We start from the raw sequence: 20,286 nt of genomic DNA, 5'->3' as shown, positions 1-20,286 counted from the left end.
ACTCCCGTCACTCCGCGGTCACTCCGCCGGGCGAAGGAGCATCTCGGGCGCCTTCGTGCCGGTCGGGGGGATCTTCCTGCTCTTCAACGCGAAAGTCATGACGTCCTTGAACACCGGGGCGGCGATGGCGCCGCCGTAGTGGCCTTTCTTCGGATCCTGGATGACCGCCAGGGCCATCAGCCGGGGCTGGTCCGCGGGAGTGAAGCCGACGAACGTGGCGGTGTATCCGCAGTATCCCGCGCACTTCTCGTCGTACCGCATGGCGGTGCCCGTCTTGCCGGCGACACGGTAGCCCTCGATCGAGGCCTCCTTCCCCGTGCCCTCGTGGCCCACCGCGGCCTCCAGCATCAGCGCGATCCGCCGGGCGGTCGTCTCGCTGATCACGCGTGTGCTCTTGGCGGCCGGGCTGGGCACGAACGCCCCGTGCGCGTCGGTGGTGCCCGCCACGATCGAGGGGGTCACCCGCACTCCGCCGTTGGCGATCGTCTGGTAGACGCCTGCCATCTGCAGCGCCGTGACCGAGATGCCCTGACCGTAGGCGATGGTACAGCGCTGGCTGCCCGACCACGTCTGCCACTGGGGCAGCAGACCGGCCTGATCACCCGGGATCCCCGCCCCGCTGCGCGCGCCGAATCCGAACGACCGGAACATGTCGTACAGCCGCTGGCTGGAGATCTTGTCCGCTACCATGATCGTGCCGACGTTGCTCGACTCGGCGAGGATTCCGGTGAACGTCAGCAACTCGGGTTCATGCGGGTGGGCGTCCCTGAGCTGCCGGTCGGCGCACTGGATGTGGTCGGGCACGCGGAAGGCGGTGTCGGGAGCGACCACGCCGGCCTCCATCGCCGCCGCCGCCGTGATGACCTTGTTGGTGCTGCCCGGCTCGAAGATCTCCGACGCGGCGCGGTTGGCGCGGTCCTCCGCCGGGGCGGACTGCCAGGCGTTGAGGTTGGCCTGGGGCGCGTTCGCCATGGCCAGGATCTGACCGGTCGGCACGTCCATGACGATCACGCTGCCGCTGCGCGCCCCCGTCTCGCGGACCTGCCGGGCCAGCGACTCCTCCGCGGCCCACTGGATGTCCCTGTCGATGGTCAGGCGCACGTCGCGCCCGGGCACCGGCGCCTCGCGCTGGCTGCGCGTCATCGGAATGCGCTGCCGGTTGGCGCCGAGCTCGATGCTCTGCTTGCCGTCCTTGCCCGCCAGGATGTCGTCGTACGCGCTCTCCAGGCCCTCCAGGCCCCTGCCGTCGACGCCGACGAAGCCGAGCAGGCCGCCCGCGAGCGAGTTGCCGGGGTAGAGACGGCGGTAGGTCTCCTTCACGCCGACGCCCCTGAGCTCGAAGCCCATGATGCGCTTGGCCCGCGGCGGCTCGACGTCGCGGGCCAGCGGGATGTACCGCTGCTCGGTCTTGGCCAGCGCGGCGGCGATCTCCTCCTTGGGCTTGTTCAGCTCCCGTGCCAGCGTGGTGGCGACCAGGTCGCGCTTGGCCGGATCGACGTCCTTGGGGTCGACGTAGACCTCCCTGGCCTCGACCGTCACGGCGAGGTCGTGTCCCCCGGCGTCGGTGATCGAGCCGCGGCGCGCCGGCAGCGTCTCCGGCTGCACGCGCTGCTGGGCGGCCTTCGCCTGGAGCACCTTGGAGTCGAAGCCCTGCAGCTGGACCAGCCGTCCGGCGAACAGCGACAGCACGATCGCCATCACCACCAGCGCCGCCCTCAGCCGGCGGGCGGGGTTGCCCAGCCGGAGCACGGCGGGCGGACGCGGCGGGCCCGGCGGTCCTGGCGGTCCCGCCGAACGCTGCGGATTCGGGCCCTGCGGACCGGACGGGGCGCCACCGGGACGGGGACGTGGACGGCCCGCGCCGGCCCTGCCGGGGGCTCCGCCCTGCCCGGAGGCACCGGTCAGGGAAGCGCTGTTTCCCGGAGCGCCCTTTCCCGCGGCGCCCGGCTTTCCAGTGACACCCGGCTTTCCAGTGGCACCGGGCTTTCCAGTGACACCCGGCTTTCCAGTGACACCCGGCTTTCCAGTGACACCGGGCCTGCCCGTGGCACCGGACTTGCCGTTGGCGCCCGGCCTTCCGGGAACGCCGGGCGCGGCTCCCCGCGTGCCGTGACCCGGCACGCCGCCACGCGGCCGGTCGGGGGTGCCGGGCGCGCCCGCCCGCGGCTGCCCCGATCTCGCGCCGCTCGCCGGTCTCCCCGGCGATTCCGCCGGAGACCGCTTGTCGCCGCCCGATGCGGCGGCACCGCGCGGCCTGTCGCCGGCCTCGCCCGGCCCGCTCACGCGCCCGCCACGCGGACGCCCCTCACCTGCGCCGGTATGCTGCGCGCCGGCGCGGCGCGAGCCGCCGCCGGACACGCCGGGCTCACCCTTTCGCGGCGTACGTGCGCCGTCCGTCCGCCCGCCCTGTCCGGCGCCGCCCTGCCTGCCGCCGCCTTCCGGGGCGCCGTCGTTCCGGCCGCGCCGTACCGGGCCGCCCGTCGCCTCGTCACGCCCGGGGTCGGACGGCCGGCCGGGACGGCCCGGCCTCGGCGGCCCGTCCTGGCGGGAGGGCCGCCCCGGGGAGCCCGGGCTCCTCCTGTCACCGCCCGGGCCCTGGCCACCGCCTCGCCCGCTGGGACCCCCGCGGCCGGGACCCGGGTTCCGGCCGCTTTCTCTCACCGGTCCGTGCCCTCCTTCTGGGCCTGCTCCTGCGCCGTCGCGTCGTCGGTGCGGATGAAGTCGGGCGCCGTCTTGTCCCGCTCGAGGCCCTGCGCCCTGGCCTGCTCGTCCACCACGTCCGGCTGCGTCCACCGGCGGAGCTGGTTCTCCTGCTCCGCGGCCTGCTCGTGCAGTTCGTCGATGCTCGACCGCAGGTCGGTCAGCCGGAACGAGTCCTGCGCGAGGACCGTGTTGAGCAGCAGGAGGGTCACCAGGCCGCCGCACATGAGGCCCACGACGAGCAGCACGAACGGCGCACGCGGCGGCCGCCGGAACGCCCGCCGCGCCATTGTGGCACGCGCGGACGCCGCAGGCCGGGTTTCCGAACCACCGCGCCGGACGCGCCGCTGAGCGGGCGCGACCTCGGTGAGGCCGTGGGCCTCATCGGGCGGCGCGGGACGGGTGGCCGTGCGGGATGCGGCAGTGCGGGATGCTGCAATGCGGGGAGCGGTCGTGCGGGGAACGGTCGTGCGGGGAACGGTCGTGCCGGAGGCGGTGCGGGCGGCCGTACGCGTCCGGGAGCCGTCACGCTTCGGGGCCGCGACGGATCCGGTGGACGCCGCCGGCGCGCCGCCCTGCCCGGCGGCCGGAACCGCCTCACGCCGGCGCCTGCCGTCCGCGCCCTGACGGGAAGCCGGGACGGCCTCACGGCGACGGCTCTCCGTACCGCCTGCCCGGGGGGCCGGGACGGCCTCGCGCCGGCGGTCGTCACCGGCCGTGGGCGCGCCGGGGCGGACGCGGCGCTCCTCGGGAGTGGTGACGGCCTCGCCCGCCGCCGCGGCGGTCCGGCCCGGCACGCGGGGCGGCGCGGCCGTGCGACCCGCCGCCCTCCTGCTCTCCTGCTCTGTCCTCATCCCTCGCGGATCCTCTCTGCCGCCCGCAAGCGGGCCGAGGCCGCCCGCGGGTTGCGGGCCACCTCCTCTTCGTCCGGGAGCTCCGCTCCCCTCGTCAGAAGGCGGAACCGGGGCTGGTGAGCCTCCAGGGGGACCGGCAGCCCGAGAGGGCTGGTGTCCCTGGTTCGCGCCACGAGGACCTGCTTGGTGAGCCGGTCCTCCAGGGAGTGGTAGGCGAGCACGACCACGCGCCCGCCCAGCGTCAGCGCGTCGAGCGCGGCGGGGAGCGCGCGCTCGAGCGCCGACAGCTCTCCGTTCACCTCGATGCGCAGCGCCTGGAACGTTCTCTTCGCCGGGTTTCCCCCGGTCCGCCTCGTCGCGGCGGGGATCGCCGCGCGGACCAGGTCGGCAAGTCGTTTCGTGCTGGTGATGGGGTCCTTGGCGCGCTCCTTGACGATGAGGCTCGCGACGCGTGCCGCGAAACGCTCCTCGCCGTAGTCGCGCAGGATGCGGGTGAGATCCGCGGCGGAGTAGGTGTTCACCACACGCTCCGCGGTGAGCTCCTGCTCGCGGTCCATCCGCATGTCGAGGGGGGCGTCGTAGGAGTAGGCGAAACCGCGCTCGGCCTCGTCGAGCTGAGGGGAGGACACGCCGAGGTCGAACAGCGCGGCGTCCACGCGGGGCCGTCCGGCGTCACGGAGCACGTCGGCCAGTTCGTCGGAGACGGCGCGCACCAGGGTGATCCGGTCCGCGTACGGCGCGAGCCTGGCGGTGGAACGCTCGATGGCGGTGGGGTCGCGGTCGATGCCGACGAGGTGGAGGGAGGGGTGTGCGGCCAGGAGCGCCTCGGCGTGCCCGCCGAGACCGAGGTTGGCGTCCACGACCACCGGCTCCGGTCCGGACAGCGCCGGAGCGAGCAACTCCAGCACGCGATCGAGCATGACCGGAACGTGACCACCCGGCTGACCGGGCTCGTACGACAACGCTTCCAACCCCCATTACGCCGCAGTACTCGCGGATTCGCGGCTGTGCCGCCGGTGACTACCCAACGGACCCCCACCCATGCCGGTTCCCTGGGAACCGACCCGTCCGGCCAGGTCCCCATCCGCGTCGCCGGCCATGGCGTCTGACACCGGGGAAGGTGCATCAGCTGCCACATGGGAGCGGGTGGAGACCTCGCCGAACGTCACCGACGGGTCGATCGATCGAAAAGATAAGGACCGGTCTACAGAATCCCGGGCAACACCTCCTCCGACAGGTCGGAGAAGGCCTGCTCCTGGGCTTCCAGGTAGGTGTCCCATGCCTGGGCGTCCCAAATCTCCAGTCGCGTGTTGGCGCCGATCACGACGCAGTCACGTTCCAGCCCGGCGTAGCGCCGCAGCGTCTGGGGAATCGTGATGCGCCCCTGCTTGTCCGGCACCTCGTCGGACGCACTGGCGAAGAAGACACGGCTGTAGTCGCGGACCGCCTTCGCCGTAACCGGAGCGGTACGCAGGGCCTCGGTGATGCGCTGGAACTCCTCTACGGGGAAGACGTAGAGGCAGCGCTCCTGGCCTTTGGTGATCACCAGACCCTCCGCCAGCTCCTCGCGATACTTCGCCGGCAGGAACAGCCGTCCTTTGTCGTCGAGGCGCGGGTGGTGGGTGCCGAGGAACACCGGACCCACCTCCTGTGCCTTGTGGAGCGCTCAGCGCTATAGCCCCTGCCCTCCACTGCGCACCACCATACTCCACTTCTCCCCACCGTCAACTGATTCTGAGCGTGTCCGCATTCAAAATGCGCGGCGTTTTCGCAGGTGAAATGGGGTGGGTCGGAGTGGGGCGCGGCGGCGCCCCCCGGCCCGCGCGCGGGCGTGTCGGCACCGCCGGAAACCCCGGCGCGCACGGGGTTCGCGGCGCCGGGCCGGGGGCCGGTGGAGGGAAGTGGAGCGCGCGGGTGGCGGCCCGGGGTTCGCGTGTCGCGGGATGTCGCTGGATGTCGCTGGATGTCGCTGGATGTCGCTGGATGTCACGGGATTCGGACGAGCGTGGAACGCGACCGTGAAGAGAGGCCACAACACTGTGGGCAGTTCACCCGGATTTCCGGACAAAGTCGCCCTAGAAGCACAGGGGACATAGGGTCAGTGCACAGAATGGAAAAGGAACGTTTAACGCCCCATTCTCGGGGACGCACCCTCATGGAGGCCTGGTGGCAGTAACTCCCGACGTCACCGATGCGGCAGCCCGGCTCGAGGATCTGGTCGACACCGCCCACCGGATCCGCAACACGATCGAATCAGTGATCGAGGGCAAGAGCGACGTCGTCCGCCTTACTCTCACCGTGCTCCTGGCGGAGGGCCACCTGCTGATCGAGGACGTGCCCGGCGTGGGCAAGACGATGCTCGCCAAGGCCCTGGCGCGTTCGATCGACTGCCCGGTCAAGCGCGTGCAGTTCACCCCCGATCTGCTGCCGAGCGACATCACCGGGGTCAGCGCGTACAACCAGCAGACGCGGGAGTTCGAGTTCAAGCCCGGGCCGATCTTCGCCAACATCGTCGTGGGCGACGAGATCAACCGCGCCTCCCCCAAGACGCAGTCCGCCCTCCTCGAGTGCATGGAGGAGCACCAGGTCACGGTCGACGGCGCGACGTACGCGCTGGAGTCGCCTTTCATGGTCATCGCGACGCAGAACCCGATCGAGATGGAGGGCACCTATCCCCTCCCCGAGGCGCAGCGCGACCGCTTCACCGCCAAGATCGCCATGGGGTACCCGGAGACGGCCGCCGAGCTGGAGATGCTCGACGTGCACGGCGCCTCCCAGCCGCTGGACAAGATGGAACCGGTCGCGACCACGGCCGAGGTGGCCGCGCTGATCCGGGCCGTCCGCGCGGTCTACGTCTCCCAGCCGGTCAAGCGTTACGCGGTCGACCTCGTGGCGGCGACCAGGCACTCCCCCGAGCTGCGGCTGGGCGCCTCCCCACGGGCCACCCTCCACCTGGTGCGGGGCGCGCGGGCCCACGCCGCGCTGGCCGGCCGCGACTACGTGATCCCCGACGACCTGCAGGACCTGGCCGTCCCCGTGCTGGCGCACCGCCTGCTGCCGAGCCTGGAGGCGCAGGGTCAGCGCCGCCACGCGGAGCAGATCGTCGGCGAACTGGTGCGGCGCGTTCCCGTCCCCGACGCCAAGTAGCGGACGCAAGTGAGCCGGGCGCGCGCCCGGCGCAGTGACAGTGAGCAACTGACGGAGGGCCCATGACCGGGCTGAAGGCTCTGACTCCGCGGGGACGGTCGTTCCTCGCATCCGGCGTGGCGGCCCTGCTGTGCGCCCTCGTGCTCGGGGAGCAGGACCTGCTCCGCGTGGCCGTGCTGATCATCGCGATGCCGCTGCTCGCCTCGATGGTCGTGGCGCGTACGCGATACCGGCTGGCCTCCGCCCGGCGGCTCAGCCCGGCGCGGGTGCAGACCGGCGAGGAGAGCACGGTCACGCTGCGCCTGGAGAACGTCACCCGGCTGCCCACCGGGCTGCTCCTGGTGGAGGACACCCTGCAGTACGCGCTGGGCACCCGGCCGAGGTTCGTCCTCGACCGGATGGAGCCGCGCGGCGTCCGGGAGATCGATTACAAGGTGGGCTCGGACCTGCGCGGGCGGTTCCCCATCGGACCGCTGTCCGTGCGGATCGCCGACCCGTTCGGGCTGGTCGAGCTGACCCGCTCGTTCACCGTCACCGACACGCTCGTGGTCACCCCCGAAGTGGTGCCGCTGCCACCGGTGCGTCTGGCGGGCGAGTACAGCGGCGGCGGCGACAGCCGTACGCGGTCGGTCGCGGCGGCGGGCGACGACGACGTGGCGCCGCGCGAGTATCGCCAGGGCGACGACCTGCGCCGGGTCCACTGGCGCTCGACCGCGCGGCGCGGCGAGCTGATGGTCAGGCGCGAGGAGCAGGAGTGGCAGAGCCGGGGCGCGCTGCTGCTCGACACCCGCAGGCACGCGCACCGGGGCGAGGGGCCGCGCTCGTCGTTCGAGGTGGCGGTCTCGGCCGCCGCGTCCATCGGCGTGCACCTGTCCGCCGAGGGACTCGCCCTGCGCCTGGTCACCGACCAGGGCGCGCGGCACGTGGTGGACAGCGGCCAGTCGTGGTCCCTGCTCGACACGCTCGCCGTCGTCCGGCAGAGCACGGCGCGGTCGCTGGAGCACGGCGTCGGCGCGCTGCGCCAGGGCGGCGGGGAGGGTCTGATCATCGCGGTCCTCGGCGCGCTCGACCCGGAGGAGGCCCGGACCCTCGCCCAGCTCAGGCACTCGGGCGTGACCGCCGTCGCGGTCCTGCTCGACCTCGCGTCCTGGGACCGCGCCTCCGGGAACGGGGCCTCCTGGGACGGCGTCGCCGCCGAGAACGCGCGGACCGCGCGGTCGGTGCTGACCGGCGGCGGGTGGCGGGTGCTCGACCTGCCCGCCGGCGCATCGCTCGCCGGCGTGTGGCCGGAGGCCGGCAGCAAGCGGAGCGCGGCCTGAACCGGCCGGTCCGGCGGGACGGAAGGTAAGAAGCAATGAAACTGCCGGTTGCGGCGGGGCTGGCCACGGCGGCCGTCACGGTCACGCTCTACCCCCTCTTCGAGGGCGGGTCCTGGTTCTGGTCCTGTGTGGGGGCGGTCCTCGTCACCACGCTGGCCGGGGCGGCGGCCTCCCGCCTGGGCGCCCGTCCATGGGTGGCGCCGGCGGTGACGCCCGTCGCGGTCCTGCTGTACCTGACGGCCGTCTTCACGCCGGAGGAGGCGTGGCTGCGGGCCGTCCCCACCAGGGACTCGGTCGTCCGGCTCGCCGAGCTGCTCGGCTCCGGGTTCGACGACATCCAGCGGTTCGCCGCCCCGGTGCCGGACCAGCCCGGCATCACGCTGCTCACCGCGGCGGGCGTGGCACTGATCGCCCTCCTCGTGGACGTCTTCGCGGTACGGCTGCGCCGGGCGGCGCTGGCCGGACTGCCGCTGCTCGCCCTGTTCACCGTGCCCGCCGCGGTGATGACCGAGCCGATCGGGTGGCCCGCGTTCGTCGTCGCGGCCTTCGGTTACATCGGCCTGCTCGTTACCGACGGGCGGGAGCGCCTGAGCCGCTGGGGCCGCGCCGTGGTGGTGCGCCGTTCCGGCGGCTCGGCGCGCGGCGCCGCCCCCGACACCGAGCGGCTCGCCCTGTCGGGCAAGCGCATCGGCGTCACGGCGATCGCGCTGGCGATCCTGGTACCCGCGGTGCTGCCGGCGCTCTCCCCCGACCCGCTGTTCGGCTTCGGCGTGGGCAACGGCCTCGGCGGGGGCGGCGGCAACATCGGCATCCCCGACGCCATCGCCAAGCTCGGCGGCCAGCTCAGGCAGCAGAGCAACGGCACCGTGCTCACCTACACCAGCAGCGACGACGTGCCGCGTTACCTGAGGATCTACTCCCTCGACATCTTCGACGGGACGAAGTGGACGCTGGCCCCGCTGCGCGGGCGCCCGGAGGACCGCGTGTCGGAGGGGCCGCTGCCGCCCGCTCCCGGCCTGCGTCCCGGGGTGTCGCTGAAGCGGGCCGAGATGCGGGTCACGATGAGCGAGGACATCGACGAGCTCAACTTCCTGCCGCTGCCGTATCCGGCCCGGCAGGTGGACGCCGACGGCGACTGGCGCGCCGACCGGTCCTCGCTGATGGTCTTCTCCACCGAGGACGAGGCGGCCGGGCTGGAGTATCGGGTGGTGACCGAGGAGCCCGAGCCCACCACGACCGAGCTGCGCACGGCGGTGACGCTGCCCGACAGCGAGCGCTACCTGCAGCTGCCCGACGGGCTCGACCCCCGGGTGGAGGCGCTCGCGCGCCGGGTCGCCGCCGACGCCGCCACGCCGTACGAGAGCGCGGTCGAGCTCCAGGAGTGGTTCACCCGCAACGGCCGGTTCACCTACGACCTGCGCGCGTCCGGGTCGGGCGCGCAGGCGCTGTCCCGCTTCCTGCTGCGCGACCGCAGGGGCTACTGCGAGCAGTTCGCCGGGGCGATGGCCGTGATGGCGCGTCTGCTCGGCATCCCGGCACGGGTGTCGATCGGCTACACGGGCGGCACCAAGATCGGTGACGCGTGGACGGTCCGCACCCATGACGCGCACGCCTGGCCCGAGCTGTTCTTCGACGGCATCGGCTGGCTGCGGTTCGAGCCCACCCCCGCCGGTGCGGGCGGACAGGGCACGGCCCAGGTGCCGTCGTACTCGCTGCCCGTCACGCCGACGGCCGAGCCCACCTCGGGCGCGTCCGAGGGGCCGTCGTCGGGCGACGAGGACACCGGCCAGAGCGCGGGGCCGGCCCGGCCCAACCCGCGCCAGCTCGACCGCGACCTCGACGGCACGGCCATCGCGGCCGACCCGGGTACGCCCGCGGCGGTCAAGTTCGGCATCGGCGCCGCCGCCGTGCTCGCCCTGCTGTTGCTGCCCGCGGCCGCGCGGCTCCTGGTGCGCCGCCGGCGTCTGCGCCGGCTGACGCGGTCGGCCGCGGGAGGCCACGCCGCCTGGGCGGAGCTGCGCGACATCCTCACCGACCTCGGCATGGCCGGGGAGCCGAGCGAGACGCCGCGCGCGCTCGGCCGCCGTATCGCCGAGCGGTACGCCCCCGGGCCGCAGGCCGCCGAGTCGCTCGCCCGCGTCGTCACGTCGGAGGAACGGCTCAGGTACGCCCCCGCGCCCTCGGCGTCGGGCCCCGTTCCCGCGGACCTGCGCCGCATCAGGCGCGATCTGGCGTCGAAGACCTCACGGTGGCGGCGGCTGGGCGCCGCGCTGGTCCCGATGTCCGTCCTGCTGCGGCTGCGGGCGGCCGGCGAAGGCGTGCTCGACGTGTTCGACCGGCTGGAGGGACTACGGCCCCGGCTCTGGCGGACGGGTCTGCGGCGGATGGAGCTGCGGCGGACCGGGGGGACGTCGCCGGGACACGGGACCGCCACGACGCCCGAGCGCCCCGCCGGCTCCGGACAGGACCGGACTCTGACCGGCGCCCGCCGCTGACCTGTTACCCCCCGCTGTTCTGTTAACCGGCCCATCCGGCACCCCGGCCGATCTGGGTACCCCGGCTGACCTGTTACCCGGCCGGTCCGGCATTGCGGCGCGTGGCCGCGTCCGGGTGACGGGCGGCCGCACAGGGAGAGGATCGCTCGCCGCAGACGACTCGGTGGGCCCGCTTCGCGGGCCCACCGGCGGTGGCTCAGATGGGGATCAGTGCTCGTCGTGGCGGCGGCGCCAGCGCTCTTCCATGCGCTCCATGAAGCTCTGCCGCTGGGGGCGGCGGCCGCGCTCGCGGTCGCGGGACGGCGGGGAGTCACCGAACCCGCTCATGCGTTTCCAGCTCGACAGGCCCCACAGACAGGTGGCCAGCATGACCACGAAGCCGGCGGCACCGAGCCAGATCTGGGCCGCGACGACGCCGACCATCAGCAGGACCACGCCGAGTGCGAAGCCTATGGAGGCCTTCACCAGGCGGCGCTTGTAGTGGCTGCGCGGATTGCTGATCCGTACGGTGTTCGCCCACTTCGGGTCCTCGGCATAGAGGGCCTGCTCGATCTGGTCGAGCAAGCGCTGCTCGTGCTCAGACAGCGGCACGGCGCCTCCCAAGGACGGCCCCATTCAGGGGAAGACGGCAACGGACGACACGGGGTGTCCGAACCTCGCGGTCGGTTATCCCCAGAATACGAGGCCTCAGACGTAGGCGAAAGAAAACGTCCAACGCGGTCCAAACCGGAGGTGACGTCATAGACCTATTGGACCAAATGGACGGCGAACAAGCGACGCCGGCTTCACCGCGTCCGGACCGAACCTGCGGGCCGCCCGGTCCATGGCCTGTTCGGCCTCCCGCCAGCCGGTCTCCCGCTCTCCCAGGCTTATCTGGCGGGTCGCCGCGGCGGCCGGGACCAGATTCTCCACGCGTACGCCGACCAGGCGCAGCCGTACCCGCTCCAGCCCCGCAGCCTCGTAGAGCTCGCATGATGTGTCGAAAATCTCCTTCGCGACGTCGGTCGCCTCGCGCAGCGTACGCGACCTGGTGATGGTCGTGAAGTCGGATCGGCGGAGTTTCACGCTGACCGTGCGGCCGACGTGCCCGCCGGCCCGCAGCCGCGCGGCGACCCGTTCCGACAGCCGCAGCAGCTCGCGCCTGATCGTTTCAGGGTCGTCGACGTCGTGCGGGAACGTCTCCTCGTTGCCGATGCTCTTGTCGGGCGCGTGCGGCACCACCCGTCGCTCGTCGCGTCCCCACGCCAGGGCCGCCAGGTGCGCGCCGACGGCGCCGAACTCACGCTGGAGCGTCGCCACCGGCACCTGGGCCAGGTCCCCCACGGTGCGGATGCCGAGCCGTACGAGTGCCTGCTCGGTGCGCTCCCCCACCCCCCACAGGGCGGCCACGGGCAGCGGGTGCAGGAACTCCACGACCCTGCCGGCCGGGACCACGAGCAGGCCGTCGGGCTTGCACTGGCGCGAGGCGAGCTTGGCCACGAACTTCGTGCTCGCCACCCCCACCGAGCAGGTGATGCCGTACCGCTCGGCGACCTGGGCGCGGATCATCCGGGCGATGGCCGCGGGGCTGCCCAGCCTGCGGCGGGCCCCGCCGACGTCGAGGAACGCCTCGTCGGAGGCGATCGGCTCCACCTCGGGGGTGATCGACTGGAAGATCTCCATGACGCCCCGGGACACCTCGGCGTACTTGGCGTGGCGGGGCGGGATGACCGTGGCCTGCGGGCAGATGCGCCGGGCCCGGGTCATCGGCATCGCCGAGTGGACCCCGAACCGGCGCGCCTCGTAGGTGGCGCTGAGCACGACGCCGCGCGCGCCCGTGGCGCCGACGATGACCGGGGCGCCCCGCAGCTCCGGCCGGTCGAGCAGCTCGACGCTGGCGTAGAAGGCGTCCATGTCCACGTGCAGGATCGGGCAGCCGCTGTCGTCGACCGGCCCGTCCGGCGGAGGCGTGGGATCCCGAGGCAGCAGCTGGTTCCGGGACATGAGGTCACCCTACCCGAGCACCGCGCTACCCGAACATGGTTTCTACTCGCGGTACGCGATGACGTGGATCTGGGTGGCGACGTCGCGGAGCACGGGGTGGGTCGCCGCCGCCCGTTCCAGCGCGACCAGGCCGTCGGGGTCACTCTCGGCGAGCATGCCCGGGACGAGGTCGGCGAAGATCCGCACGCCGTGCACGTCGCCGACGGCGAACCCGGCCGCCTCCAGCAGCGCCCCCAGCGTCTCCCGGGAGAAGCGGCGCGGCGTGGGGTCGCGGTCGCCCCAGCGGCCGGCCGGGTCCGACAGCACCCGGCGCGCCTCGTCGAAGTGGCCGGCCAGCGAGCGGTGGACGGCCGCGGCGACCGAGTTGGCGGCCAGCACGCTCACCACGCCGCCCGGCCGCAGGATGCCGCGGACCGCGCCCAGCGCGCCCGCCGGGTCCTCGACGTACTCCAGCACGCTGTGGCACAGCACGAGGTCGGCGCTGCCGGGTTCGAGCAGGTCGCCGAGATCGGCGGCGTCGCCCTGCAGGCCCTTCACGCCGACTCCCGTCTCGGCGGCGCGGCGCTCCAGCGCGGCCAGCGAGTCGGGCGTCGGGTCGACCACGGTCACGACGTGCCCGAGCGTGGCCAGCGGCACGGCGAAGCCGCCGGTGCCGCCGCCGGCGTCCACGATGTCGAGCGTGTCGCGCCCGGTGGCGGCCGTCCGCTCGGCCAGGAGCGCGCGCAACGCCTCCCAGACGACGGCGCGGCGTGTGGCGTCACGCACTTGCGGCCTCCCTGTCGGGGCTGTCGGTCCGCCGGGCGGTGCCGAGGGCGGTGGGGTTCAGAGCGAAAGCGAGGGCTTGAGCTGCTTGAAGCGGGCCAGCAGGCCGTTGACGAACTGCGGCGACTCGTCGGTCGACAGCTCCGCGGCCAGGTGCACCCACTCGCTGATGACGACGCCCTCCGGGACCTCCTCCGACCACAGCATCTCGTACGTCCCGCCGCGCAGGACGTTGCGGTCGACGGCCGGCATGCGCTCCAGCGTCCAGCCTTCGGCGTACGTCGAGATGAGCTCGTCGATGCGCTCCAGGTGCCGGACCACGCCCTCGACGAGGAAGGAGGTGTACTCGTTGACCGGAGGGTCCGACCGCTCCACCCGCTCGGCGAGCACGCTGAGCGGGCTCACCTGCCGGGCCTCTGCCTCGAAGAGGATGTCCAGCGCGCGGCGGCGGGCCTTCCCCCGAGCCGACACGTCAGGCCCGACCGAGGTATTCGCCGGTGCGAGTGTCGACCTTGACCTTCTCGCCGGTGGTGATGAAGAGCGGGACCTTGATCTCCGCGCCGGTCTCCAGCGTGGCGGGCTTGGTGCCGCCGGTGGAGCGGTCGCCCTGCAGGCCCGGGTCGGTGTGCGAGATCGTCAGCTCGACGGCCGCCGGGAGGTCGACGTACAGCGGGTTGCCCTCGTTGAAGGCGACGGTCGCCGTCGTGTTCTCCAGCATGTAGTTGGCGGCGGTGCCGACGACCGAGCGCGCGATGTTGACCATGTCGTAGGTCTCGGTGTCCATGAAGACGAAGTCGTCGCCGTCGAGGTAGGAGTACTGCATGTCCCGCTTGTCGACGTTCGCCACGTCGACCTTCACGCCGGCGTTGAAGGTCTTGTCGACGACCTTCCCGGACAGGACGTTCTTGAGCTTGGTGCGGACGAACGCGCCGCCCTTACCCGGCTTGACGTGCTGGAACTCGACAACGGCCCACAGCTGCCCATCGTCGAGCTTGAGCACGAGTCCGTTCTTCAGGTCGTTCGTCGTCGCCACGTAGCGTCTCCCGCGTGCGGCTGCCCTACAGGACGAGCAGCTCCTTGGTGGTCAGTGTGAGAAGCTCCGGCCCGTCACCACGCGTGATCAGCGTGTCCTCGATGCGCACACCGCCCCTGCCCGGGAGATAGACCCCCGGCTCGACAGTGATCGGAACTCGATCCTCTAGTCTACCGGTCCTGCCAGGGCCCAGGAACGGCAGCTCGTGGATCTCCAGCCCGACTCCGTGGCCGAGCCCGTGGCCGAACCGCTCGGCCTGACCCGCTTCGGCGATGACCCCGCGCGCCGCGGCGTCCACCTCGTCCGCCGTCGCCCCCGGCCGTACGGCGTGGCGGCCCGCGCGCTGGGCCCGCCGTACGAGGTCGTAGAGGTCGCGCTGCCACGGTGCGGGCGGGCCCACGGCGACCGTGCGGGTCATGTCGGCGTGGTAGCCGTCGTAGCGGGCGCCGAAGTCCATGGTCACCAGGTCTCCCCGCTCGATCGGCCGATCGGAGGGCGAGTGGTGCGGGATCGATCCGTTGGGGCCGCTCGCCACGATGGAGTCGAAGGCCGGCTTGTCCGCGCCGAGCTCGACCATGGCGGCCTCCAGCCACCGGGCGACCCGCCGCTCGGTGACGCCGGGGGCGATGCGCTCCACGACCAGGGAGAACGCCTCGTCGGTGATCGCGCAGGCGCGGCGCAGCGCCGCGATCTCCCCCTCGTCCTTCACGGCTCTGACGGCCTCCACGAGGCCCTCCACCGGCGTGAGACCGGGATGCGCGGCGGCGAGCCGCCCGAACTGTCCCACGGACATGTGGTCGGCCTCCACCGCGACCCGCGCCGTGTCCGGCACGCGACCGAGCAGGGCCCCCGCGACGTCACGGCCCTCGATCACCTCCACGCCCTCGCACACGGCCTCGGCCGTCTCCAGGTAGCGCGAGTCGGTGGCGAGCGCGGCCTGGCCCGTCGCGGTGACGAGCACGGCGGCGTTGGAGCTGGTCAGACCGGTCAGGTAACGGACGTTGACCGGCCAGTTGACCAGAACGGCGGCCGTGTCGTGCTCGGGGAGTGCCGCGGCCAGCCGCGCGCGGCGAGATGCGTGCGTCACGCCCCGGACTCTACGCCCGCCCGGGCGCTCCTCATGCGCCGGCCGGTCACGCCGCTTCGGCGCTGAGGATCCGCGCCACGGGCCGGCGGGCCGCCAGGCGTGCGGGCAGGGCGGTGAGTGCCGCCGTCGCCACGAGAGTCGCCAGTACGGCGCCGAGCAGCGAGGCGGAGGGTGCTTCCGCCGCGTTCCTGGCCGCGAACAGCGAGAGCAGGCCGACGCCCAGAGGGACTCCGAGGACGGCGCCGGGCAGGCTGGGCAGGAGCTGGGCGGCGGACAGCCCCGCGGAGATCTGTCCGGGGGTGGCGCCGAGCGTACGCGCGACGGCCATGTTCGCCCGCGCTTCCATGGCGGTGGTCCAGGTGAACGTGATGGTGTTCACGACGGCGAGTGCGACCAGCAGGACGGTGACGGCGAGCATCAGCCGGCGGTCGTGCTCGCCGCGCAGGTTGGGCAGGGCGAAGGAGCCGTCCAGGCCGTAGCCCCTCTCCGGCTGGGCGTTGATGGTCAGCAGGGCGACGAGCGCGATCACCGTGGTGGCGGTGGAGCACGCCTGCAGCACGGCGCGGCCCGGCCGGCGGGCGGTCAGCCGCAGCCCGAGCAGCAGCGGCGTGGGCAGCAGAGCGGACAACGCGGTGAGCCAGGGCCGGTGACGGGGCTGGTGCGCGGTGGCGGACAGCGCCGTGACGGTCGCCGTGCGCATGGCCCGCAGCGTGGGACGCAGCGTGGACAGCACCGCCACCGCCACGGCGAGGACGGTCGCCGTGGCGACGGTGGCGCCGCCGGGCCCGGGCGCGTCGCCGATCCGGCTGGCGGTGGGGCTGGCGATGGCGGGCACGGTCAGGCGGGCGATCACCAGCCCCAGCGCGTCGCCGGCCAGCGCCAGCGCCAGGTACTCGGTGAGAAGGACGGCGGCGATCAGACCCGGGGCGGCGCCGACGGCCTTGAGCAGCCCGGCGCGGCGTGTCTGCTCGACGGCGCGTCCTGCGGCCAGCGCCGCGACTCCGGTGATGGCCAGGAAGCCGAGCAGCCAGCTGCCGACGACCAGGATCGGCTGGCTGTCTCCGAGGATGACCATGTCCTGTACGGCGGTGAACTGCCAGGAGTGGAAGTTGATCCTGATGTCGGAGGCACGATGGGCGTGGCGGAAGGCGTCGGCGGCGGCGGGGTCGCGCAGCTTGAGGTCCAGGGCCGAGGTCACCGGGAGGTCCTTGGACGACGCCAGCGTCCGCGCGTCCGCTCGGGTCATCCAGGCCAGGCCGCTGTAGTCGCTGGGGCCGCCGCCCGGGCCGACCTGCGCCGCCCAGGGGTAGATGGAGGTGGCCGCGGTGACGGCGATTCCGACGACGGGGTACGACCGGCCGGCGATGGTGACGTGGTCGCCGACGCCGACGCCCAGCGCGGTGGCGAAGCCGCGTTCGAGGACGGTGCCGCCGGAGCGGACCCACCGGCCCGAGGTCACCAGCGGCCGGTTGACCGCGCCGGGCGTCTCGGCGAACCCCTGCACCACCACGGGGGACGAGATGGAATCGCGTGTGCTGAGGGTGGCGTAGACGATGCGATAGGGACCGTGGTGGGCGATCACCTCGGGAGCGTCCGCCAGCGAGGCCAGGGCCGCGGTCACGGCGGGCCCGGTGTCGCCGGACAGCGCCACCACGTCCGGCCCGGCGGTGGCCGCGCGGGTCTGCTCGTACAGCGCGTCGCTCACGCCGCGCAGGGACAGGCCCAGGGCCATCGTGGCGGTGGCCACGGTCACCGCGAGCAGGAGCATCGCGGCCTGGGCCTTGTGCCGGCGCAGGTCGGCCAGCACCAGACGCACGACGAGCACGACGGAGCCCACGGCCTTCAGCCCTCCAGCCCGATCAGCCCGCCGAGCCCGCCGAGCCACCCGGTGCCGGTGCCGGTGCCGGTGCCGGTGCCGGTGCCGGTGCCGGTGCCGGCCAGCCGGGTGTCGTCGACGAACATCCCGTCACGCATCGAGATCAGCCGGTCCGCGGTGGCCGCGACCCGTTCGTCGTGCGTGACGATCACGAGAGTCTGCCCGGCGGCCCGTAGATCTTCGAAGATCCTCAGCACGTCGAGGGTCGCCGCGGTGTCGAGGTTGCCGGTCGGCTCGTCGGCGAAAACGACCAGCGGATCGTTGACCAGCGCGCGGGCGACGGCGACCCGCTGACGCTGCCCGCCCGACAGTCGCGACGGCAGGTGCCGGGCGCGGTCGGCGAGCCCGACCCGTTCCAGCAGCAGGCTCGCGCGGCGCCTGGCCTGGCGGCGCGAGCGCCCGGCCAGCAGCGCGGGCAGCTCCACGTTCTCGGCCGCCGTCAGCTCCTCCACCAGATGGAAGGCCTGGAAGACGAACCCCACCGACCGTCGCCGCATGCGCGCCAGAGCCCGCTCGCTCAGCGTGTCGATGCGCCGCCCGTCCATCCACACCTCTCCGCCGGTGGGCCGCTCCAGGCCACCCAGGAGGTGCAGCAGAGTCGATTTGCCGCAGCCGCTGGGGCCCATCACCGCCAGCGTCTGTCCCTGAGGCACCTCCAGGTCGACCTCGTCCACCGCGCGGACCCGGCCTGGCCCCCGGCCGTGCGTCCTCACCAGGCCGCGGGCCCGGACCACGGCGCTTGACACGTTCATCCGCCCTCGACTTCGTCATCGGCCCCGGACCAGGCGCGCTCACAGGCGTCCAGCCAGCGCAGGTCCGCCTGCAACCGCAGCGCGACCCCTTCCAGCAGCAGGCCGGCGCCCGAGCCCGCCGGCTCGGCCAGCGCCGCCTGCTGCGCCTCACGCAGGTGGCGCAGCAGCTCCCGGCGCTGCGCCGCCACCAGCTCCACCGGGTCGGCCAGCCTGGCCGCCGCGGCGGCGGCGAGCTTGAGATGGAACTCCGCCAGGTCCGGTTTCGGCCAGCCCACCTCGGCCAGCCAGGCGGCCACGCGTTGCTGCCCCGCCGGCGTCAGCGCATAGACCTTGCGCTCCGGCCGCTCGGGCAGGCCGTCCGCCCGCTCGCAGACGACCAGCCCCGCGCGCTCCAGCCGGGCCAGCGTCACGTAGATCTGACCGCGGTTCATCGACTCGCCCAGGGGGCCGAGAACACGCCGCAGCCGGGCGTGCAGGTGGTATCCGTGCGAGGGCTCCTTGGCGAGCATCGCCAGCACCGCGTCCTGCATGTCACCCCCTAACGGTTAGGCAATAGATAGCCGTTACCTATAGGAAGTGTCAAACGCCACTACGGCGATGGCCCGGACCGACCCACCGCCGGCTGAGGGATGATCCACGGCGGCGCGGGGCAGTCGGTTCCCCGCGCCGCCTTACGGCTCAGGAGGCCAGGTCGCGGATCTTCTCGATGAGCGCGACGCGCTCCTCGTGGGTGCGGGCCACGGGGGCGACGTTGAGCGTGGTGACCCCGGCCTCGCGCAGCGCGGCCAGCCGCTCCCTGACATGGCCCTCCGAGCCGACCAGGGACATGCGCTCCAGCAGCTCCCTGGGCACCAGCGCCTCGGCGTCCTTCTTCTTGCCCTCCAGGTAGAGGTCCTGGATCTGCTCGGCCTCCTTCTCGTAGCCGTAGCGCCGAGCGAGGTCGTTGTAGAAGTTCCTGCCCTTGGCGCCCATGCCGCCGATGTAGAGGGCGGCCATGGAACGGCCAAGCTCCAGCACGCCGTCGACGTCGTCGCCGATCGCGAGCACGGCCTGCGCGATCACGTCCAGCTCGCCGAGAACGGGATCCCTGCGCTCGCGGCCGGCGGCCAGCGAGGGGCCCCACACCTCGCCGGCCTTCTCCGGCATGAAGAAGATCGGCTCCCAGCCCTCGGCCAGCTCGGCGGCGAGCTCCACGTTCTTGGGCCCGATGGCCGCGACCACGATCGGGATGCGCTCGCGCACGGGGTGGTTGATCAGCTTGAGCGGCTTGCCGAGGCCGGTGCCACCCTCCAGGGGCAGCGTGTAGTGCTTGCCGGAGTACTCGAGCCGCTCGCGCCGCCAGACCTTGCGGCAGATCTCGATCACCTCGCGGGTGCGGCCGAGCGGCGCGGTGTACGGCACGCCGTGGAAGCCCTCGATGACCTGCGGGCCGGAGGCGCCGAGGCCGAGCGTGAACCGCCCGTCGGAGACGTAGTCGAGGCCGGCGGCCGTCATGGCCAGCAGGGCCGGCGTGCGGGAGTAGATCGGCAGGATGCCCGAGGCGATCTGCAGCCGCTCGGTCCTCGCCGCGATGTAGCCCAGCTGGCTGACGGCGTCGAAGCTGTACGCCTCCGCCACGAACACGATGTCGAGCCCGGCCTTCTCGTAGTCGGCCAGCTCGGCGACGGTCTCCTTGAAGCCCCCCGAGTAGTTGAGGGCCATTCCGATCCGCATCCGCCTCGTCCTTCCGCGTGAACCCGTCGGTAACCGAATGATGTTCCGTATCCGGATGCCAAGGCTAACGAGATGGAAGGGCCGTGACCACCGTCAGGGGCGGCGCGCGACACCGCCGAGCACCGGCACGAAGCCGCCGCGCGGCGGCGGCGCGTCGTCGCCGGGCCGCCACTCGTTCAGCGGGACCAGGCCGGGCTCGACCAGGTCGAACCCGTCGAAGAAACGGGCGATCCGCGCGCCAGGCCTGGCCTCGAAGGGCGCGTTCGCGTTGCCGTAGACGTCGCCCGCCCGGGCCATCTCCTCCGGCCGCCGCAGGTCGCCCCGCAGGAAGCGCACCCGCGGGTCGCCCTCCAGCAGCGCCCGCCCGTGCGCCGCCACCACCGCGTCGTCGTCCACGTACGTCACGAACGAGTCGGGGGCCTCCTCCAGCGCGATCTCGTGGACGTTGCCCTGCGTCGGCAGCCCCGCGCCGAGGTCGAGGAACCCGCGGATGCCGCACTCGGCCGCCAGGTAGCGCACGGCCCGGCCGAGGAAGGCGCGGTTCTTCGTGATCATTGTGGCGGAG

Annotated in this window: 18 protein-coding genes; 3 read left to right on the top strand and 15 right to left on the bottom strand. The window is 73.1% G+C overall.

Annotated features, from left to right (window positions below; genetic code table 11):
- Nucleotides 1–18: 18 nt before the first annotated feature.
- The 4 genes from HHX41_RS03050 to mraZ all read right to left on the bottom strand — a co-directional run bounded on the left by HHX41_RS03050 (nt 19) and on the right by mraZ (nt 5,190).
- A complete protein-coding gene (locus HHX41_RS03050) occupies nt 19–1,749 on the bottom strand; it encodes a penicillin-binding protein 2 (protein WP_310741742.1) in 1,731 nt (576 codons plus the stop codon).
- A gap of 908 nt (nt 1,750–2,657) precedes the next feature.
- On the bottom strand, nt 2,658–3,554 hold the full coding sequence (locus tag HHX41_RS03045; protein WP_182904685.1) for a hypothetical protein: 897 nt from the start codon (nt 3,552–3,554) through the stop codon (nt 2,658–2,660).
- Nucleotides 3,551–4,474 carry a 16S rRNA (cytosine(1402)-N(4))-methyltransferase RsmH gene (rsmH, locus tag HHX41_RS03040; RefSeq protein ID WP_169978484.1) on the bottom strand — a complete coding sequence of 308 codons (924 nt, stop codon included), beginning with the start codon at nt 4,472–4,474 and terminating at the stop codon, nt 3,551–3,553. Before rsmH ends, HHX41_RS03045 begins: the two co-directional genes overlap by 4 nt.
- 284 nt (nt 4,475–4,758) lie before the next feature.
- Nucleotides 4,759–5,190 carry a division/cell wall cluster transcriptional repressor MraZ gene (mraZ, locus tag HHX41_RS03035; protein ID WP_079318531.1) on the bottom strand — a complete coding sequence of 144 codons (432 nt, stop codon included), beginning with the start codon at nt 5,188–5,190 and terminating at the stop codon, nt 4,759–4,761.
- Between the two features lie 530 nt (nt 5,191–5,720).
- Here mraZ and HHX41_RS03030 point away from each other — a divergent pair.
- The 3 genes from HHX41_RS03030 to HHX41_RS03020 all read left to right on the top strand — a co-directional run bounded on the left by HHX41_RS03030 (nt 5,721) and on the right by HHX41_RS03020 (nt 10,515).
- Nucleotides 5,721–6,701 carry a MoxR family ATPase gene (locus HHX41_RS03030; RefSeq protein WP_169978486.1) on the top strand — a complete coding sequence of 327 codons (981 nt, stop codon included), beginning with the start codon at nt 5,721–5,723 and terminating at the stop codon, nt 6,699–6,701.
- A gap of 62 nt (nt 6,702–6,763) precedes the next feature.
- On the top strand, nt 6,764–8,020 hold the full coding sequence (locus HHX41_RS03025) for a DUF58 domain-containing protein (RefSeq protein ID WP_169978488.1): 1,257 nt from the start codon (nt 6,764–6,766) through the stop codon (nt 8,018–8,020).
- A 35-nt stretch (nt 8,021–8,055) separates the two neighbouring features.
- Nucleotides 8,056–10,515, top strand: coding sequence for a DUF3488 and transglutaminase-like domain-containing protein (locus HHX41_RS03020; protein ID WP_182904684.1), 2,460 nt, complete (start codon nt 8,056–8,058; stop codon nt 10,513–10,515).
- 207 nt (nt 10,516–10,722) lie between these two features.
- On the opposite strand, the gene HHX41_RS03015 is transcribed toward HHX41_RS03020, so the two are convergent.
- From HHX41_RS03015 to HHX41_RS02965, 11 genes are all read right to left on the bottom strand, one after another.
- Nucleotides 10,723–11,106, bottom strand: coding sequence for a DUF3040 domain-containing protein (locus HHX41_RS03015; RefSeq protein ID WP_169978492.1), 384 nt, complete (start codon nt 11,104–11,106; stop codon nt 10,723–10,725).
- A gap of 147 nt (nt 11,107–11,253) precedes the next feature.
- Nucleotides 11,254–12,498 (bottom strand): DNA polymerase IV, encoded by a 1,245-nt coding sequence (locus HHX41_RS03010; RefSeq protein ID WP_169978494.1) that lies wholly within the window; start codon nt 12,496–12,498, stop codon nt 11,254–11,256.
- 42 nt (nt 12,499–12,540) lie between these two features.
- On the bottom strand, nt 12,541–13,263 hold the full coding sequence (locus tag HHX41_RS03005) for a methyltransferase domain-containing protein (RefSeq protein ID WP_169978496.1): 723 nt from the start codon (nt 13,261–13,263) through the stop codon (nt 12,541–12,543).
- 57 nt (nt 13,264–13,320) lie between these two features.
- The gene (gene nusB, locus HHX41_RS03000; RefSeq protein ID WP_169978498.1) at nt 13,321–13,731 is read right to left on the bottom strand and encodes a transcription antitermination factor NusB; all 411 of its coding nucleotides are present in this window, start codon (nt 13,729–13,731) and stop codon (nt 13,321–13,323) included.
- Nucleotide 13,732: 1 nt separating this feature from the next.
- Complete coding sequence (gene efp, locus HHX41_RS02995) at nt 13,733–14,293, bottom strand: elongation factor P (protein WP_182904683.1); 561 nt, start codon at nt 14,291–14,293, stop codon at nt 13,733–13,735.
- A gap of 25 nt (nt 14,294–14,318) precedes the next feature.
- A complete protein-coding gene (locus HHX41_RS02990; RefSeq protein ID WP_182904682.1) occupies nt 14,319–15,380 on the bottom strand; it encodes an aminopeptidase P family protein in 1,062 nt (353 codons plus the stop codon).
- Between the two features lie 46 nt (nt 15,381–15,426).
- The gene (locus tag HHX41_RS02985) at nt 15,427–17,217 is read right to left on the bottom strand and encodes an FtsX-like permease family protein (protein WP_182904681.1); all 1,791 of its coding nucleotides are present in this window, start codon (nt 17,215–17,217) and stop codon (nt 15,427–15,429) included.
- 5 nt (nt 17,218–17,222) lie between these two features.
- Entirely contained in the window at nt 17,223–18,008 is a 786-nt protein-coding gene (locus HHX41_RS02980) for an ABC transporter ATP-binding protein (RefSeq protein WP_182904680.1), read from the bottom strand.
- The gene (locus HHX41_RS02975; protein WP_182904679.1) at nt 18,005–18,538 is read right to left on the bottom strand and encodes a PadR family transcriptional regulator; all 534 of its coding nucleotides are present in this window, start codon (nt 18,536–18,538) and stop codon (nt 18,005–18,007) included. The genes HHX41_RS02980 and HHX41_RS02975 overlap by 4 nt, the downstream gene beginning before the upstream one ends.
- A gap of 148 nt (nt 18,539–18,686) precedes the next feature.
- Nucleotides 18,687–19,721, bottom strand: coding sequence for an LLM class F420-dependent oxidoreductase (locus tag HHX41_RS02970; protein WP_182904678.1), 1,035 nt, complete (start codon nt 19,719–19,721; stop codon nt 18,687–18,689).
- Nucleotides 19,722–19,814: 93 nt separating this feature from the next.
- A complete protein-coding gene (locus HHX41_RS02965) occupies nt 19,815–20,276 on the bottom strand; it encodes an SAM-dependent methyltransferase (protein ID WP_182904677.1) in 462 nt (153 codons plus the stop codon).
- Nucleotides 20,277–20,286: the final 10 nt, after the last annotated feature.

Source organism: Microbispora sp. H13382, assembly GCF_014161445.1.
Classification (GTDB): Bacteria; Actinomycetota; Actinomycetes; order Streptosporangiales; family Streptosporangiaceae; genus Microbispora.
Note: the sequence above shows the minus strand (reverse complement) of the source record. Positions and strands in the feature narration are given on the sequence as shown.